At 71.2% G+C, this 15,701-nt stretch carries 13 protein-coding genes and 1 pseudogene; 9 read left to right on the forward strand and 5 right to left on the reverse strand.

Features of this window, described 5'->3' with window-relative positions:
- Window positions 1-188: 188 nt before the first annotated feature.
- Window positions 189-878: a GntR family transcriptional regulator gene (locus AB0H21_RS29505; protein WP_358522899.1), complete on the reverse strand. Its 690-nt coding sequence runs from the start codon at window positions 876-878 to the stop codon at window positions 189-191.
- Between the two features lie 234 nt (window positions 879-1,112).
- Between AB0H21_RS29505 and AB0H21_RS29510 the strand changes: the two genes are divergently transcribed.
- The 4 genes and pseudogenes from AB0H21_RS29510 to AB0H21_RS29525 form a co-directional block, all read left to right on the forward strand.
- Window positions 1,113-1,907, forward strand: a complete 795-nt coding sequence (locus AB0H21_RS29510) for a 5-oxoprolinase subunit PxpA (RefSeq protein ID WP_358522901.1) — start codon at window positions 1,113-1,115, stop codon at window positions 1,905-1,907.
- Window positions 1,904-2,524 (forward strand): allophanate hydrolase subunit 1, encoded by a 621-nt coding sequence (locus tag AB0H21_RS29515; RefSeq protein WP_358522904.1) that lies wholly within the window; start codon window positions 1,904-1,906, stop codon window positions 2,522-2,524. Before AB0H21_RS29510 ends, AB0H21_RS29515 begins: the two co-directional genes overlap by 4 nt.
- Entirely contained in the window at window positions 2,517-3,407 is an 891-nt protein-coding gene (locus AB0H21_RS29520; protein ID WP_358522906.1) for a biotin-dependent carboxyltransferase family protein, read from the forward strand. The genes AB0H21_RS29515 and AB0H21_RS29520 overlap by 8 nt, the downstream gene beginning before the upstream one ends.
- Before the next feature lie 23 nt (window positions 3,408-3,430).
- A pseudogene (locus AB0H21_RS29525) lies at window positions 3,431-3,556 on the forward strand (DUF1445 domain-containing protein); the annotation flags it as partial.
- Between the two features lie 53 nt (window positions 3,557-3,609).
- Here AB0H21_RS29525 and AB0H21_RS29530 read toward each other — a convergent pair.
- Window positions 3,610-4,461 (reverse strand): SGNH/GDSL hydrolase family protein, encoded by an 852-nt coding sequence (locus AB0H21_RS29530; protein WP_358522909.1) that lies wholly within the window; start codon window positions 4,459-4,461, stop codon window positions 3,610-3,612.
- Between the two features lie 248 nt (window positions 4,462-4,709).
- Window positions 4,710-7,271, reverse strand: a complete 2,562-nt coding sequence (locus AB0H21_RS29535) for a glycosyl hydrolase family 18 protein (protein ID WP_358522911.1) — start codon at window positions 7,269-7,271, stop codon at window positions 4,710-4,712.
- 163 nt (window positions 7,272-7,434) lie between these two features.
- Here AB0H21_RS29535 and AB0H21_RS29540 point away from each other — a divergent pair, with 163 nt between their 5' ends.
- From AB0H21_RS29540 to AB0H21_RS29560, 5 genes are all read left to right on the forward strand, one after another.
- Window positions 7,435-7,956 (forward strand): RidA family protein, encoded by a 522-nt coding sequence (locus tag AB0H21_RS29540; RefSeq protein ID WP_358522913.1) that lies wholly within the window; start codon window positions 7,435-7,437, stop codon window positions 7,954-7,956.
- 230 nt (window positions 7,957-8,186) lie between these two features.
- Complete coding sequence (locus AB0H21_RS29545) at window positions 8,187-9,203, forward strand: (2Fe-2S)-binding protein (protein WP_358522916.1); 1,017 nt, start codon at window positions 8,187-8,189, stop codon at window positions 9,201-9,203.
- Window positions 9,204-9,363: 160 nt separating this feature from the next.
- Entirely contained in the window at window positions 9,364-10,260 is an 897-nt protein-coding gene (locus AB0H21_RS29550; protein WP_358522919.1) for a helical backbone metal receptor, read from the forward strand.
- Window positions 10,261-10,279: 19 nt separating this feature from the next.
- Window positions 10,280-10,999 carry an MgtC/SapB family protein gene (locus tag AB0H21_RS29555; RefSeq protein ID WP_358522922.1) on the forward strand — a complete coding sequence of 240 codons (720 nt, stop codon included), beginning with the start codon at window positions 10,280-10,282 and terminating at the stop codon, window positions 10,997-10,999.
- A gap of 361 nt (window positions 11,000-11,360) precedes the next feature.
- The gene (locus AB0H21_RS29560) at window positions 11,361-13,451 is read left to right on the forward strand and encodes a catalase (RefSeq protein WP_358522925.1); all 2,091 of its coding nucleotides are present in this window, start codon (window positions 11,361-11,363) and stop codon (window positions 13,449-13,451) included.
- Window positions 13,452-13,469: 18 nt separating this feature from the next.
- Here AB0H21_RS29560 and lhgO read toward each other — a convergent pair whose 3' ends face one another.
- Complete coding sequence (gene lhgO, locus AB0H21_RS29565; RefSeq protein WP_358522928.1) at window positions 13,470-14,696, reverse strand: L-2-hydroxyglutarate oxidase; 1,227 nt, start codon at window positions 14,694-14,696, stop codon at window positions 13,470-13,472.
- Between the two features lie 31 nt (window positions 14,697-14,727).
- A complete protein-coding gene (locus AB0H21_RS29570; RefSeq protein ID WP_358522930.1) occupies window positions 14,728-15,684 on the reverse strand; it encodes a cyclase family protein in 957 nt (318 codons plus the stop codon).
- Window positions 15,685-15,701: the final 17 nt, after the last annotated feature.

The following is a 15,701-nucleotide window of genomic DNA, read 5'->3' on the forward strand; positions in this document are numbered from 1 at the left end:
TCACGCCCCCGAATTTCCGCGCGCGGACGGCCACGCCCGCCACGGGCGACGCGTCACGCCTCACCGCCCTCCCGCGTCCCTTCCCGGCGGATCGGCGGCGAACCGGTGACCGAAGCCGGGCGGACCGGCGGCGCCACCACTCTCATGACGATCCCAATCGGCCCCTACCAGCACGGCCGCGGCTCCGCTCAGGAGTGGGCGCGGAGGAGCTGCGCCTCGGCGTCGGCGAGGTAGTCGTCCAGCAGGCGCTCGGCTCCCGGGGCGTCGCCCGCCTCGATCAGCTTGAGGATCTCGTGGTTGCGCGCGATGTAGGGCTCGTGGAAGGCGCGCGGGTTCTTCATCGCGAGGAAGGTCAGCCGCAGCTCGGCGAGCACCTGGCGCATCATCTCGTCGAGCCGGCCGCTGCCCGCGAGCGCGACGACGGCCTGGTGGAAGCGCATGTTGCCGGTGCCGACGTCCTGCCAGCGCTCCTCGGCCACCGCGCCCTCGGCCGCGACGAGCGCCTCGCGCAGGGCGGCCAGCGCCTCGGGCGAGGGCGGGACGGCGTCCCGGATCGCGGCGCACTCGACGAGCCTGCGGACGCGGTACAGGTCGACGACGTCCTCGGCGGTGAGGTGGCGGACGAACACCCCGCGGTTGAGCTGGTGGACGAGCAGCCGCTCGTGCGAGAGCAGGCGGAACGCCTCTCTCAGCGTGTTGCGGGAGACGCCGAGGGCCGTGCCGATCGTCTCCTCCGACAGCCGGACGCCGGGCTCGAAGACGCCCTCGGTGATGCGCTCGCGCAGGATGGCCGCCACGCGCTCGGCGGTGCTGGTGCGCCCGAGCAGGTCGCGGTCCATGGCCAGCCGCGCGGCCGCGGCCTCCGCACTATCGATCACGACCGTTCAACCCTCCCCGTGACGTGGACGGAAAGAATCTTAGCACTAGGCTATTGTCAAATCGTAGGACGATCCTTATGTTGAATCCATCACCACCCTGGCGTACGGCCTCGCGGTCGTGGCGCTGCTCGGGCTGCCGGAGACACGGGCCCGCCGGCTCATCTGAGCCCGGCCCGACCGCCGCGCGAGCGACGGACCACACTGGAACCAGGAACAGCGACCCCGGAGCACCACATGTCCCGCCTGATCAGAACGATCGACCTCAACTCCGACCTCGGCGAGGGGTTCGGCCGCTGGGAGCTCGGCGACGACGAGGCGCTGCTGGCCATCGTGACCAGCGCCAACGTCGCGTGCGGCTTCCACGCGGGAGACCCGACGATCATGCGGCGCACGTGCGAGACGGCGGTCGCGCGCGGCGTCGCGATCGGCGCGCAGGTCGGGTACCGGGACCTGGCGGGCTTCGGGCGCCGCTTCATCGAGGTGCCGCCCGGCGACCTGGCGGACGAGATCGTCTACCAGATCGGCGCCCTGGACGCCTTCGCGCGCCTGGCGGGCGGCCGGGTCTCCTACGTGAAGCCGCACGGCGCGCTGTACAACGCGATCGTCCACCACGAGGTGCAGGCCGCCGCCGTCGTGGCGGCGGTCCGCGCCTACGATCCGAGCCTGCCGGTCCTCGGCCTGCCCGGCTCCGCGTGGCTGCGCATGGCCGAGGCCGCCGGGCTGACCCCGATCGGCGAGTTCTTCGCCGACCGCGCCTACACGCCGGAGGGGACGCTCGTCCCGCGCGGCCGTCCCGGCGCGGTGCTGCACGATGCGGAGGAGGTGGCGCGGCGCTGCCTGCGCGTGGCCCAGGGCGAGCCGGTGGAGGCCGTGGACGGCACGCCGTTGTCGCCGCGGGCGGCGTCGATCTGCGTCCACGGCGACAGCCCGGACCCGGTGCCCATGGCCCGCAAGGTCCGTGAGGCGCTCGCCGCGTCCGGGTTCGAGATCGCGTCCTTCGCCGACGCCGGCGAGGCGAGGCCCCGGTGAGCCCGCGGTTCCGGCGCTGCGGCGACGGCGCCGTCCTGGTGGAGGTGGGCGGCGCGGCGGAGGTGCTCGCCCTGTACGACACGCTCGCCGCCGACCCTCCGCCCGGGGTCACCGACATCCTGCCCGCCGCGCGCACCCTGCTCGTCCGGTTCGAGCCCCCTGCCGACCGGGGGTCGGTCGAGTCGGCGGTCCTGAACGCCCGCCCGGCCCCGGGGCGGCGCGCGGCGGCGGGCGAGGTGACGGTGCCCGTCGTGTACGACGGCGCCGACCTCACCGACGTCGCCGGGCTGACCGGCATGTCCGAGCGCGAGGTGGTGGAGGCGCACACCGGCACGCTGTGGACGGTGGCGTTCTCCGGCTTCGCCCCCGGGTTCGCCTACCTGGTCGGCGGCGACCCCCGGCTGCGCGTCCCCCGCAGGACCGAGTCGCGCGTGCGGGTGCCGGCCGGGGCGGTGGCGCTGGCGGCGGGGTTCAGCGCGGTGTACCCGCGCGAGTCCCCCGGCGGCTGGCGGCTCATCGGCCGCACGGAGCTGACGGTGTGGGACGTCGCCGCCGACCCGCCCGCGCTGCTGCGGCCCGGCGCGCGCGTCCGGTTCGTGGAGGCCGGCCGTGGGTGAGACGTTCCGCCTGCTGGAGGTGGTCGCGACCGGGCCGCTGGCGAGCGTGCAGGACCTCGGGCGTCCCGGGCGGGGCGATCTCGGGGTGGGACGCTCCGGCGCGGCCGACCGGGGCTCGCTGCGGCTGGCCAACCGGCTGCTGGCCAACCCCGAGGGCGCGGCGGCGCTGGAGGTGACGCTGGGCGGCCTGGCCGTCCGCGCGCACGGCGACCTGCTGGTCGCGCTGAGCGGCGCGCCGTGCCCGGGGACGGTGATCGAGGCGTCCGGGCGGGCGCGCGGCATCGGCCATCACGCAGTCGAGCGCCTGCCGGACGGGGCGACGCTGCGGCTCGGGGTGCCGAGGTACGGCCTGCGCACGTACGTCGCGGTCCGGGGTGGGCTGGACGTGCCCGAGGTGCTCGGGTCTCGGGCCACGGACGTCATGGCGGGGCTCGGCCCGGACCTGCTCCGGGCCGGCGCGCTGCTGCCGGTGGGCCCGCCGCCGGGCCGCTTCCCCGGCGTGGACCTGGCGGCGGTCGCCGAGCCGCGCGACGACGTGCCCGTCCTCGCCGTCCTGCCGGGGCCGCGGGACGACTGGTTCGCCTCGGGCGCGCTGCGGGCGCTGTGCGCGGAGCCGTACGAGGTGACGGCGGACAGCAACCGGGTCGGCATGCGGCTGCGCGGGCCGGTCCTGGAACGGGTGCGGGACGGGGAGCTCCCCCCGGAGGGCATGGTGCCGGGGGCCCTCCAGGTGCCGCCGTCGGGGCAGCCGACGCTCTTCCTGGCGGACCATCCGGTGACCGGCGGCTATCCGGTGATCGCGGTGGTGCTCACGCGGGACGTGGACCGCGCGGCGCAGGTCCGCCCGGGGCAGCGGGTCCGGTTCCGGCTGAGCGCGGACTAGAAGGGCGTTTCCGGCCGGAACGGTTCTGGGCCTGCGGGGTGACGCCGCAGGCGGCCGTGACCGCGTCACGGCCGCCCTTCGCGATCGGGCACGCGCCCGGGCACATGGCGATCACCGATGCCCGGGACGCGACGTACGTCGTGCCGTGATTCCCGGCGAATCCCGACGAATCCCGGCGGCTCCCGGTGGCTCCTGAGGTCCGCTACCAGCCGAAGCCGGCGGCGTAGGTCACCGAGGCGAGCACCTGCTGGCCGGTGGTGTTGGGGTGGAAGTAGTCCCAGGTGCTGATCTGGGAGAGGGCGAACGGGTAGCTGAACACCGCGCCGCCGTCGTACTTGCAGGTCGCCACCTCGCCGCACACGCGGGCGAGCACGGCGTTGTAGTCGGCGACGCGCTGGTGCACGCGGTCGCGCCGCTCGACGTCGGCGGGGCTGGTGGAGCGGGGGTTGGCGAGCAGCGACTGGCAGATGCCGAACGCCGCCCAGGCCGTGCGGGCTGCGGTGTTGTCCTTGCCGACCTCCCACAGCCGCTTCACGTCGGGGACGCTGGCGACGAAGATCGCCGCCCCGGGAAGGCCGGTGGTGAGCGTGCTCATCGCCGAGCGGAACCGGGCCTCGAAGTCGGCGACCGAGGTCATCGTGGACTCCGAGGAGGTGCACGCGTCGTTGGCGCCGATGAGGATCGTGACATAACCGACGCGCTGGGAGACGGCCTGCTGGGCCTGGGCGGTCATGTCGGCGACCACGGCGCCCGTCTTGCCGTCGTTGTAGGCGACGAGGGACGGGGAGACGTTGCGGACGCGCAGGTAGTGGCTGTTGACGGACGTGGTGGACCCGGTGGACCACGACCGTGACGGGCAGTCGACGTAGAACCCGCACGCGTTGAAGCCGCGGGTGATCGAGTCGCCCATCGAGGCGATGGACGTGGGGACGGGCGGCGCGGCGGCGACGGCGGGCGCGGGAGCGGCGACCACGGCGACGACGGCCAGCAGGCTGACGAGTGTGGTGAGGACGGCGAGGACGCGAAGGCTGAGGGTGGGGGGTGGGGTGGGCAAGCGGGCCTCCTGGGGCTGGTCCCCCGTGGCAACGGTTGATCAGAATGTCAGCCCGCTTTGCCTGATTTACAAGCTCACATTACAAATTACTGACTCGTAGGTAACATAGGTCGGGTCCCGGCGCGGGCGCCCGTGCCGGGACCCGAAGACCGGGCGAAACACCCGCGACCAGCACGGGAGCATCCCGGGAACCGAACGGCCGGCCGCCCGTGAGGACGACCGGCCGAGCGGCTCCTGACTCCTCGCCCTTACCTCAGCGCGGCGTCCAGGGCGCCGGTGAGCGTGCCCGGGTCACCGGACATCTCCCAGATCATCGCCCCGAGCAGGTTCTTCGACCGCAGCCACGCGACCTTCTTCTGGATCGACCACGTGTCGTCGAAGCTCCACCACTGCCCGCCGTTGCCGGTGTAGCAGTACGTGGCCACCGCGACCTCGTCGTGCCGCACGGTGCAGCCCGGCACGCTCGCCACGAGGTTGGCGTAGCCGCGCGTGCCCGCCTCCTCCTGGAACTGGCCGGGCGCCGCGCCGGTCGCCGACTGCCACTCGCCGAACTTGCCGCCGTCCGCCACGCCCTGCCAGCCGCGCCCGTAGTAGGCGAGGCCGATGGTCAGCTTGCGGGGGTTCACCCCGGCCTGGAGGTACACGTTGATCGCGTTCTCCACGCTGAAGTGGAAGCTGTACGGGTCGTCGGCGTCGGCGTACAGGTTGCCCTGGTGGCCGGTCCGGTTCGGCTCCCAGGAGTTGTCGCTGCCCGAGCCGTGGAAGTCGTAGCCCTGCACGTTGAAGATGTCCAGGGACTTGGCGACCTCCGGCAGGTCCCAGCCGGCGGCGATCTTCGCCGGGTCGGCCGGGGTGAACGCGGTGAGCTGGTACCGCTTGCCGGTCTCCAGCGTCAGCGCGTCGAGCTGACGGCGGAACTCGGCGATCAGCAGCGTGTTGTTGGCCTTGTCGTTCGGGCTGACGTGGTTGCCCGGGTGGCCCTCGGCGCCCGGCCACTCCCAGTCGAGGTCGATGCCGTCGAAGATGCCCGCGGCGCTGCCGGGGCCGCCCGCGCCGTTGTAGACGGGCAGGTTGCCCTTGATGTAGGTGTCGATGCAGGAGGCCACGAACTTCTTGCGCGCGGCGTCGGTGGCCGCCACGTCCGAGAAGTACTTCGAGTACGTCCAGCCGCCGATCGAGATGAGGATCTTGAGGTTGGGGTACTTGGCCTTGAGCTTCTTGAGCTGGTTGTAGTTGCCGCGCAGGCTCTCCCAGCCGGTGTCGCCCTGGCCGTCCACCGACTGCGCGGCGCTCATCGGCCGCCCGTAGTCGGCGTCGGCGTCGCCCGCGCCGTCACCCTGGTTCGGGTCCTGCGGGTTGGTCGTGGTGCCCCGGGTCACGCCCTGAAGGCAGGTCAGGTTCTGCGGGTCGATGTTGGCGAACGCGTAGTTCAGATGGGTCAGCTTGGCGGCGGCTCCCGTCGTGTCCAGATTCTTGACGAAGTACTGGCGGCCGTAGATGCCCCACTGCACGAAGTAGCCGACCCGCGCGTAGCCGCTGCCGATGACGTCGGTCGTGCTGACCTTGAGCGCGGCGCTCGGCGCGGACAGGTTGTCGTACAGGTCGCGCGCCCGCACGGTGAAGGTGTACTCGGTGGACGGCGACAGGCCGGTGACCGTCGCCGAGGTGCCGATGACGCTGGCGGCCAGCGCCGACCCGTTGTAGACGTCGTACCCGGCCACGCCCTTGTTGTCGGTGGAGGCGGTCCACGCGAGTGCGATCTCGGCGGGGCCGGTGGACGTGCTGCGCAGGCCGGTGGGGACCGTCGGCGCCTGGGTGTCGTCGGCCGGGTTGCTCGTCGTCACCGACAGGGCGGCGCTCGCCGGGGACAGGTTGCCCTTGCGGTCCTTGGCCTTCACCGTGAACGAGTACGCGGTGTTCGGGGTGAGGCCGGTCACGGTGGTGCTGGTGCCGGTCACCTCGGCGGCGAGGGTGGTGCCCTGGAAGACCTGGTAGCCGGTGACCGGCAGGCTGCCGCCGGTGGAGGCGTCCCACGCCAGCGAGACGGTCCTGGTCGTCTTGACCGGCGAGCGCAGGTTTCCGGGCGCGCCGGGCGGGGTGTCGGCGGCGCCGTCGCAGCGCACGTCGTTGACCCGGCAGTTCGAGGGCGAGGCCGACGCGCTGCTCAGCGTGAACGACGGGCTGTACGGCTCGGTGCTCCGGTTCGCGGCGACCGTCGTGTTGTAGTAGACGGGGGTGAGCGTGACGTGGGTGCCGCTCTGGCTGATCGTCGCGTTCTGCGCGCCGCTCGCGGTGACGCCCGAGGGCAGGTCGAACGTGATCGTCCAGCCGTTCAGCGCGGTGGCGGTGTTGTTGTTGACGACGTACGTGCCGGTCGTCCCCGAGGCGGAGTAGATCGCGGTCAGCGGCGCCGGGGGCGGCGGGTCTTCTCCGCTGCCGTCACAGTTGGCGCCACCGATCGTGCAGTTCGCCGGCTGGGCCGCCGCGCTCAACGTGAACGCCGGGCTGTACGGCTCGGTGTTCCCGCCCGGCTGGACTGTGGCGATGTAGTACGCCGGGTTGAGCGTCACGCGGGTCCCGCTCTGGGTGGCGGTGGCGTTCTGCGGGTTGGAGACGGTCACTCCGGCGGGAAGGTCGAACTGGATCGACCAGCCGGTCACGGCGGTGGTGCCCGGGTTGCTCACGACGAACTTGCCCTGGGTGCCGGTCAGGGTGAACGCCGCGGTGAGGCGGGCCGCAGCCGCGTTCACGGGGATCGCAAGGGCGGTCGCCACGAGCGCGAGCAGCAGTACGACGGAGAATCGGCGCATGTGGGAGCTCTTTCCTTTAGGAAAGTTTCCTAAGAGTTGCGTGCAACATAACTCCGGGCCAACCCTTGGGCAAGACCCAAAACGGCCGGGCGTCCCACGAAGAGGATCGACCCGAACGCCAGCGCGGTCACCCCACGTTCGGCGATCGACGCGAATACCATCGGTGATCTACGGCACCCTCAGCGTGACCGTCCATCCGACACCGGCCAAGGAGGCGACGATGATCCGGCGCTGGAATCCACCCGGCGTGGCACCGCCGGTCGCCCAGTACAGCCACCTGGTCTCCGTGCCGCCCGGCTACGACCTCATCATGATCGCCGGCCAGCTCGGGCTGCTGCCGGACGGCACGCTCGCCGGGCCCGACGCCCTGACACAGAGCCTGCAGATCTTCACCAACATCGAGACCCTGCTCAGGGCGGCCGGCGCCGGTCCCGAGCACCTGGTGCGGCTGTTCACCATGGTGTCCGGCACCGAGCACCTGGAGGGCAGCAGGCTCGCCCGGCAGCGGACGTTCGACCGGTGGTACCCCGACGGCGGCTACCCCGCCAACTCGATCGCCGTGCTCGCCGGCCTCAGCACCCCTGAGCTGACCGTCCAGATCGACGGCATGGCCGCCGTCCCCACCCCGGTCGCGTCGGAGATGGCGAACAGCGACCTCATGCACGAAATCATGGAAGCCGTCTGACCCGAGACAGCGCTCGGGCCCCGGGGACGAGGCCCGAGGACAAGGCCCGGGGACAGGCTCCGGGGACGCGACGAAGCCGGGCCGCGGCCGGCGACGAGGCCGAGGGGCCGACCGAGGGCTGGCCGGGGACGGGGACGAGGTCGAGGTCGATGGGCCGGCCGGGGACGCGGGACGGGTGACACCCGGGGCCGGGCACGGCCGGGCGGGGCGGATGACGAAGAATGCGAGGTGTGACGACGTCGCCGTCTCCAACTCCGTCTCCGGGTGACCTCCCGGAGGGCTTCCCCTCCGGCATGGTGACCGCCGAACCCGCTCTGGTCACGAAAGCCCTGGCCGAAGTGTCCGCCATCGGGCCGTATTTCGAGATCTCGTCCGACGCCGGGCGTGAGGACGAGCCGCTCTGGCGGCCTCTGCGCGAGCTGTCCCGCGACACCGAGGCCCTGCGCGCCCGGATCACCGACTACAGGCGGCGGCTGGGCGCCCGGGAGGACCGGGTCGCGGCGTCCATCCTGTTCCAGGGGCTCGCGGCCCGCATGTGGTCCCCGGTGGTCGGCACGGTCAGCGCGTACGGCCTGCTCCCGGCCACCGTGTCCGAACACCTGCTGTGGCGCCCGGTCCCGACCGGACCGCTGCCCCTGTGGGCGCCGCCCTCCACCATGCGCTGGCTCGTCCTCCCATCCCTTGCGACCGGTGCAGCCCCCGAAGCCGGCCCGGCCCCCGCCCCCGAGACAGGCCCGGCCCCCGCCTCTGAAGCCAGTCCGGCCTTCGGCCCCGGAATCGGCCTGGCCCTGGCCCCCGGAACCGGCGCCGCGCCCGCCGGTGCGGCCGGAATCATCGGAGGACCCGGCGCGGGAAACGGTCACGTGGCCGAGCTGGTGTACCGGACCGTCGTGACCGAAATGCTGGAACCCCTGGCCGAAGCCTTCCGCAGTGTGAGCAAGATCGCGAGCGGGCTGCTGTGGGGCAACGCCGGCTCCGCGCTGGCCGGCATCCTGCGCACGCTGCCGCAGGCCCGGCCCGACCTCGCGCCGCGCGCGGCACGCCTGGTGGGCGACGTGCTGCGGCTCGGCGTCCTCGCGGGGACCGGCCGGCTCGCGGAGCCCGCGCCCGGTACACACCTGTTCGTCCGGTCGAGCTGCTGCCTGTACTACCGCGTCCAGCCCGGCGGCTACTGCGACGACTGCGCCCTGATCCCCACCGCCGACCGGGCAGCCCAGTGGGCACGCCTGACAGGAGGCCCCCTGTGACCCGCCACTTGCGGGCGATACATCCCCGCGTGCACCGCCACCGGCCCGCGGAACGCCCCCGCCTGAACCACCACCGACGCGCGGAACGTCTCCACGTGAACCACCGCCGCCCTTCGGAACGTCCCCGTGCCAACCACCGCCTAGGGCCAGGAGGTCCGTCGTGAACGCGCATGCACGGCTCGCCGAGGACGATCTCGGTCTGCCCGTCCCCCTGCCCGCGCGGGTGCGCCGGGTCGTCTCCCTGGTGCCCTCGCTGACCGAGTCGATCGCGGCCACGGCGCCCGGCCTGCTCGTCGGCGCCACCGACTGGTGCTCGCACCCGGAGGACCTCGACGTCGCCCGCGTGCGCGGCACCAAGAACCCCGACGTCGCGGCCGTGATCGCGCTCGCCCCCGACCTGGTCGTGGCCAACGAGGAGGAGAACCGGGTCCCCGACCTCGACGCGCTGCGCGCGGCGGGCGTGCCGGTCTGGGTCACCGACGTGCGGACGCTCGACGACGCGCTGTCCTCGCTGCGGCGCATGCTGACCGGCGCGCTGGGTCTGCCGGAGCCGCCATGGCTGACCGCCGCCGAACGCGCCTGGCAGGAGGCCGGCGACGTCGCGCGCACGCCGCAGGAGGGCTGGGACGCCACGCGCGGGGACGTCACCCGCGCCCAGCAGGAGGCCGGGGAGGCCACCCGTGCCCGGCGGGCGGCCGGGGACGTGGCGCGCACGCGGCGGGCCGTGATCCCGGTGTGGCGCAAGCCGTGGATGGTCGCCGGGCGGGACACCTTCCTCGGCGACGTGCTCCTGCGCCTGGGCGTCGAGAACATCTACGCCGGCCATCCGGAGCGGTACCCGAAGATCCCGCTGCCCGAGCTGCTCGCGACCGCCCCCGACCTGGTCGTACTGCCGGACGAGCCGTACCGGTTCACGGCCGACGACGGCCCGGGGTTCTTCCCCGGCGTCCCCGCGGCGCTCGTGAGCGGCCGCCACCTCACCTGGTACGGGCCGTCGCTGGCCGAGGCGCCCGGCGTACTCGCCGAGGCGCTGCGCCTTGCCGCTCCAGTGCCCTGACCTGCACTAATCTGGGTCGATGGGGCTGCCATACCTGGAGCTCTCCGGGCAGGGCTGGCGGCAGATCGGAGAGCTCGTCCTCGCGTTCGTGCTCTCCGCCGCGATCGGCGCCGAGCGGGAGGCCCGGCAGAAGAGCGCCGGGCTGCGCACCCACACGTCCGTCGGGTTCGCGGCGGCCCTGATCATGATCGTGTCGAAGTACGGCTTCTTCGACGTGCTCGGCACCCACGTCGCCCTGGACCCGTCCCGGGTGGCCGCGCAGATCGTCTCGGGCATCGGCTTCATCGGCGCGGGCCTGATCTTCATCCGGCGGGACGCGGTGCGCGGGCTGACCACCGCCGCGACGATCTGGCTGACGGCGGGTGTAGGGATGGCGGCCGGGGCCGGTCTGTGGCTGCTGGCCCTCGTCGTCACGGCGGGGCATTTCGCGACGATGTACCTCCTCGCGCCGCTGGCCCGCCTGCTGCCGGTCTCCAAGTTGACGCCCTCGCGGCTCCACCTGCGGTACACCGAGGGCCGGGGCGTGCTCCGGCAGGTGATGGAGGAGTGCACGAGGCGGGGGTTCAGCCTGAGCGAGCTGTCGATCGACCAGCAGAGCACCTCGCACGATCCCCGGGCGATCACCGTGTGGGTCAGCCTGCACGGCGCGGGCTCGATCCCCCAGCTCATCGCGACGCTCAGCGAGATCGACGGGGTGCTCGCCGTCGCCGGCCATGACGCCGACGCGTCCTTCCCCTGACCTCCGCTATACCTACACAAGCCCTCTGACCTGCGACGACGCGGGTTTGCGCTCCCCGGCCGGGGGCACTGTAACCTTGTCGCCCGCCCACCGCGACCGCCCCGGGCGGCAGGTGACCATGATCGCGGCGCACGTCGTCTACGGCGCGTCGCCCGTGCTCACGCACAATCGCCTGCGCCGCCGCGAACGGGCTCGCGCCACGAGAACATACCGCCCGGACGGGCGTACTCCCCCGGTTACGCCCCCGGAAAGGCGTCGCGAGGAGGCCTGCAGTGCCGCCCCCGCGCGAAGCCCGTGGCCTGCGGGCCACGATGAACGGGCCCGAGGTCCATCGATCGACGTTTGATCGGGGGTTACGACGATGACCAGCGACGAACACCGCGGCGACCACCACCGCACGGAGAAGGACAGGCGGCTCGATCCCTCCCGGGTCGAGAAGCGGGACACGGTTCTCACGACCGACCAGGGCATCCCCATCGACGACACCGACAACTCGCTGAAGGCGAGTGAGCGCGGTCCCACGCTGATGGAGGACTTCCACTTCCGGGAGAAGATCACCCACTTCGACCACGAGCGGATCCCCGAACGCGTCGTGCACGCCCGCGGCTCGGGGGCGTACGGCTACTTCGAGCCCTATGACGACTCCCTGTCCGTGTTCACCCGCGCGGAGTTCCTGACCACGCCCGGCCTGCGGACGCCGGTGTTCGTTCGCTTCTCGACCGTCGCCGGGTCGCGCGGCTCCGCCGACACGGTGCGGGACGTACGGGGGTTCGCCACCAAGTTCTACACGCGGCAGGGCAACTTCGACCTGGTCGGCAACAACTTCCCGGTGTTCTTCATCCAGGACGCCGTGAAGTTCCCCGACTTCGTCCACGCGGTGAAGCCGGAGCCGGACAACGAGATCCCGCAGGCGTCGTCGGCGCACGACACACTGTGGGACTTCGTCCAGCTCCAGCCCGAGACCACCCACATGATCATGTGGCTGATGTCCGACCGGGCGCTGCCGCGCAGCTTCCGCATGATGCAGGGCTTCGGCGTACACACCTTCCGCCTCGTCAATGCGGACGGCCTGGGGACTTTCGTGAAGTTCCACTGGACGCCCAAGCTCGGCAAGCGGTCCCTGGTCTGGGACGAGACGCAGAAGATCGCGGGCAAGGATCCCGACTTCAACCGCCGCGACCTGTGGGAGTCGATCGAGCAGGGCGCCTTCCCCGAGTACGAGCTGGGGGTCCAGCTCGTCGCCGAGGAGGACGAGCACGCGTTCGACTTCGACCTCCTCGACGCGACGAAGATCATTCCCGAGGAGCTGGTACCGGTGCGACCGGTGGGGCGGCTGGTGCTCGACCGTAACCCGGACAACTTCTTCGCCGAGACCGAGCAGGTCGCCTTCCACCTCGGCAACGTCGTCCCAGGGATCGACTTCACCAACGACCCGCTGCTGCAGGGCCGCCTGTTCTCGTATCTCGACACCCAGCTCATCAGGCTCGGCGGGCCGAACTTCCCGCAGATCCCGGTCAACTGCCCGGTCGTGGACGTCCACAACCATCACCGCGAGGGCTACCACCAGATGCGGATCGACAAGGGCAAGGCGGCCTACCACCCGAACTCGCTGGACGGCGGCTGGCCGGTGCCCGCCGACGGGCGCGCGTACCACCACTACCAGGAGCGGGTCGAAGGGTACAAGATCCGCAAGCGGAGCGAGAGCTTCTCCGACCACTACAGCCAGGCCACGCTGTTCTGGAACAGCATGTCCGACTGGGAGCGCGCGCACATCGTCGCCGCCTTCCAGTTCGAGCTGGGCAAGGTCACGGCCCGCCACGTGCAGGAAGGCGTCGTGCGCAACCTCAACGAGGTCGACCACGACCTCGCCGTGACCGTCGCCGAGGGCATCGGCGTGGACCCGCCGGGCACGCCGCTGCGTCCCAACCACGGCCGCAGCTCCCCGGCGCTCAGCATGGACCACGAGCGCGCCGACACCATCGCCACCAGGAAGATCGCGTTCCTGGTCGCGGACGGCGTCGACGCCTCGCACGTGCGATGCCTCATGACCGAGCTGACCATGCGCGGCGCCATCTGCGAGGTCCTCGCCGCACGCGGCGGATCCGTACGGGGCACGGCGGGCGAAGAGCTCATGGTCACCAGGCCCATGCCGACCACGGCATCGGTGCTGTACGACGCGGTCGTCGTGCCCGGCGGCGCGCAGAGCGTGCGCGCCCTGGCCGAGGACGGCGACGCGGTGCACTTCGTGGCCGAGGCGTACAAGCACGGCAAGCCGGTCGGGGCGATCGGCGAGGGCACCGACCTGCTCGACCTCGCCCGGGTCGCGCCCGATCCCACGCGCGGGGTGATCGTGACCTCCGAATCGGACATGGAGGGCTTCCTGACGGCGTTCACGTCCGCCGTGGCGGCGTACCGCTTCCCACGCCGCGCGACGCGCCCCGTCCCGGCCTGATCTCCGTACCGGCCGGGTCTACGCGGACACTGCCAACGCCTCATTGACGATGTGCTCCGCGATGGCCAGCGAGGCCGTGGCACCCGGGGAGGGCGCGTTGAGCACTTCTACGAGTGGGCCACTCGAGCGAATCGCGAAATCATCGAGCAACCGCCCGGCCGGCGTCACCGCTTGGGCACGCACGCCCCGACCGGCCGGCGCCACATCGGCAGGCCGGAGGTCCGGAAACATCGTCTGGGCGTCGCGGACCAGGAACCGTGGTGTGAGCACCCCGGCCAGCTCCCGAGCCGCCGCGCGAGTGTTGGATGCCGCGAATCTCCAGAATCCCCGGAAGCCGAGGATGTCGACCACATCGCGGGGATTGAAAGCCCGAGCAACGTAGCCCTCGCGGTCCAGTGCCAAGAAGGCATTAGGTCCGAGCAGCAGCCGGCCGTCCACAGTCGGCGTGAGGTGGACGCCGAGGAACGGGTAGCGGGGATCTGGAACTGGATAGACAAGTCCGCGCACGAGATGTGCCCGCGGCTCGCTCACCTCCAGGTAGGTCCCAAAGAAGGGGATGATTCGCGGTTGGTCGCCGGCCCTCGGGGCCAGTCGGTCAGAATGCAGCCCCGCACATGTGACCACAAGGTCGTACGTCGCGGACTCGGCGCTTGCCAGGTCGCTTGTGGGGTCGCTTGTCGGGCACGAGGTGACCCGCACCAGCCCTCCTTGAAATGCGAGGCGTGTGACCCGTGTGCCAAGTTTGATGGTTCCGCCGGCGAGGACCACCTCGCGCGCGAGAGCCTCTGTGACCGCGACATAGTCGATGATCGAGGTGGTCGGCGAGTGGAGTGCGGCCATACCCTCCACATGAGGCTCTATGTCGCGTAAAGCTGCCGGGGATAGTAGTTCCACCCCCGGCACTCCATTGGCGACGGCCCGGTTGAGGATATTCCGAAGGAACCGGACCTCGGTTTCGGTGCGGGCTACGACGACCTTGCCGCAAATCTTATGGGCGATGGAGTGCTCCTCGGCGAACTCAGTGAGCAGGCCGACCCCACGGCGACACAGACGGGCCTTCTGAGAACCAGGCTCGTAGTACAAGCCGGCGTGCACTACCCCTGAGTTGCGCCCGGTCTGATGTCGGGCCAAGCCGGTCTCTTTCTCAAAGAGTGTCAGATCCACCCCCGGCAGCCGACGGGTCAGCTCCCGTGCCACTGCGGTGCCGATGATGCCGCCGCCGACAACTGCGACTCGCTTGGTCACGGCATCACGTCTCCGCAGCTTGGACCGAGCGTCATGCCGACAACAGCGGCATCGCCATGGGCCGCATCGGCGCCGCGGTCGCTCCACGCAATTTGAGTCCAGCCCCCACGAAGGCGAATTCGTACAGTTGCTCGCGGGCCAAGCCCTCAAGGTCGACGACTTCCATGATCGTCACACCGGCCTCGGCCATGAGGTAGGTGTGCACGGGCAACCAGTTGCCCTCCTCGCTGGATGGGATCTGTTCCAACGAGAGGTTGTCCGCCCCGATCAGGGCAGCACCTGAACGCGCCAGGAACTCGGCGCCCTCGCGGGTCAGGCCGGCCTCGTTCTGGATGTACGCCTGGCTCGGCCAGAGGGTCATCTGGCCGGTGCGGATCATGACGATGTCGCCGACCCGCAGCTCGGTCCCCTGTCGGGTCAGCGCCTCACGCAGGTCCTTCTCACCGATGCCATGGCTTTGTGGCAGTACGTCGACACCGTGCAGGGCCGCGACGTCGATCATGACGCCCCGCCCGACAATGGGCGGCTGCTTCTCCGGGCCGCAGACATCCCAGACGCGGTTTCCGAGGTGCTCGTCGGCGTCGAACCCGTTCCAGATCTTGTTGTGGTAGCCGAAGTGGTTCAATGTGTCGATGTGGGTTCCCGTATGGGTGTACATGGAGAACGCATCTCCGGAGTAGCTCACCAACTCAGATTCCTCTCGGCCGATTCCCATGGGGTCGTCGTTGGCCGTGCCGCGAGGCGTGTTCGTCATCCAGATCTGATAGTTCGGCTGTCCGGCCGCAGTGAAGCTGGGCATCCCCACGAAGTAGTCGACGCTCATGTCGATGATGTGGCCGAAATCGGCTCGGCGACCGATATCTTGGGCCATCTCCTTGGAGATGAGGTTGAGCATGCCGATCTCGTCGTCCGGGCCGAACGGACTCTCGGTCACTTGCCGGAAGGTGGCGGCGTTGGCAGCGATGATGCGCTTGGACCCTTCGTCCATGAACAGTGGGCCACACA

The organism is Sphaerisporangium sp. NPDC051011, from assembly GCF_040653595.1.
Lineage (GTDB): Bacteria > Actinomycetota > Actinomycetes > Streptosporangiales > Streptosporangiaceae > Sphaerisporangium.

Excerpts from the sequence above, each read along its gene's own strand:
- AB0H21_RS29570 (WP_358522930.1), bottom strand. The coding sequence starts at position 15,684 with ATGGACGAAGGGTCCAAGCGCATCATCGCTGCCAACGCCGCCACCTTC.
- AB0H21_RS29510 (WP_358522901.1), top strand. The coding sequence starts at position 1,113 with ATGTCCCGCCTGATCAGAACGATCGACCTCAACTCCGACCTCGGCGAG.
- AB0H21_RS29555 (WP_358522922.1), top strand. The coding sequence starts at position 10,280 with ATGGGGCTGCCATACCTGGAGCTCTCCGGGCAGGGCTGGCGGCAGATC.
- AB0H21_RS29560 (WP_358522925.1), top strand. The coding sequence starts at position 11,361 with ATGACCAGCGACGAACACCGCGGCGACCACCACCGCACGGAGAAGGAC.
- AB0H21_RS29535 (WP_358522911.1), bottom strand. The coding sequence starts at position 7,271 with ATGCGCCGATTCTCCGTCGTACTGCTGCTCGCGCTCGTGGCGACCGCC.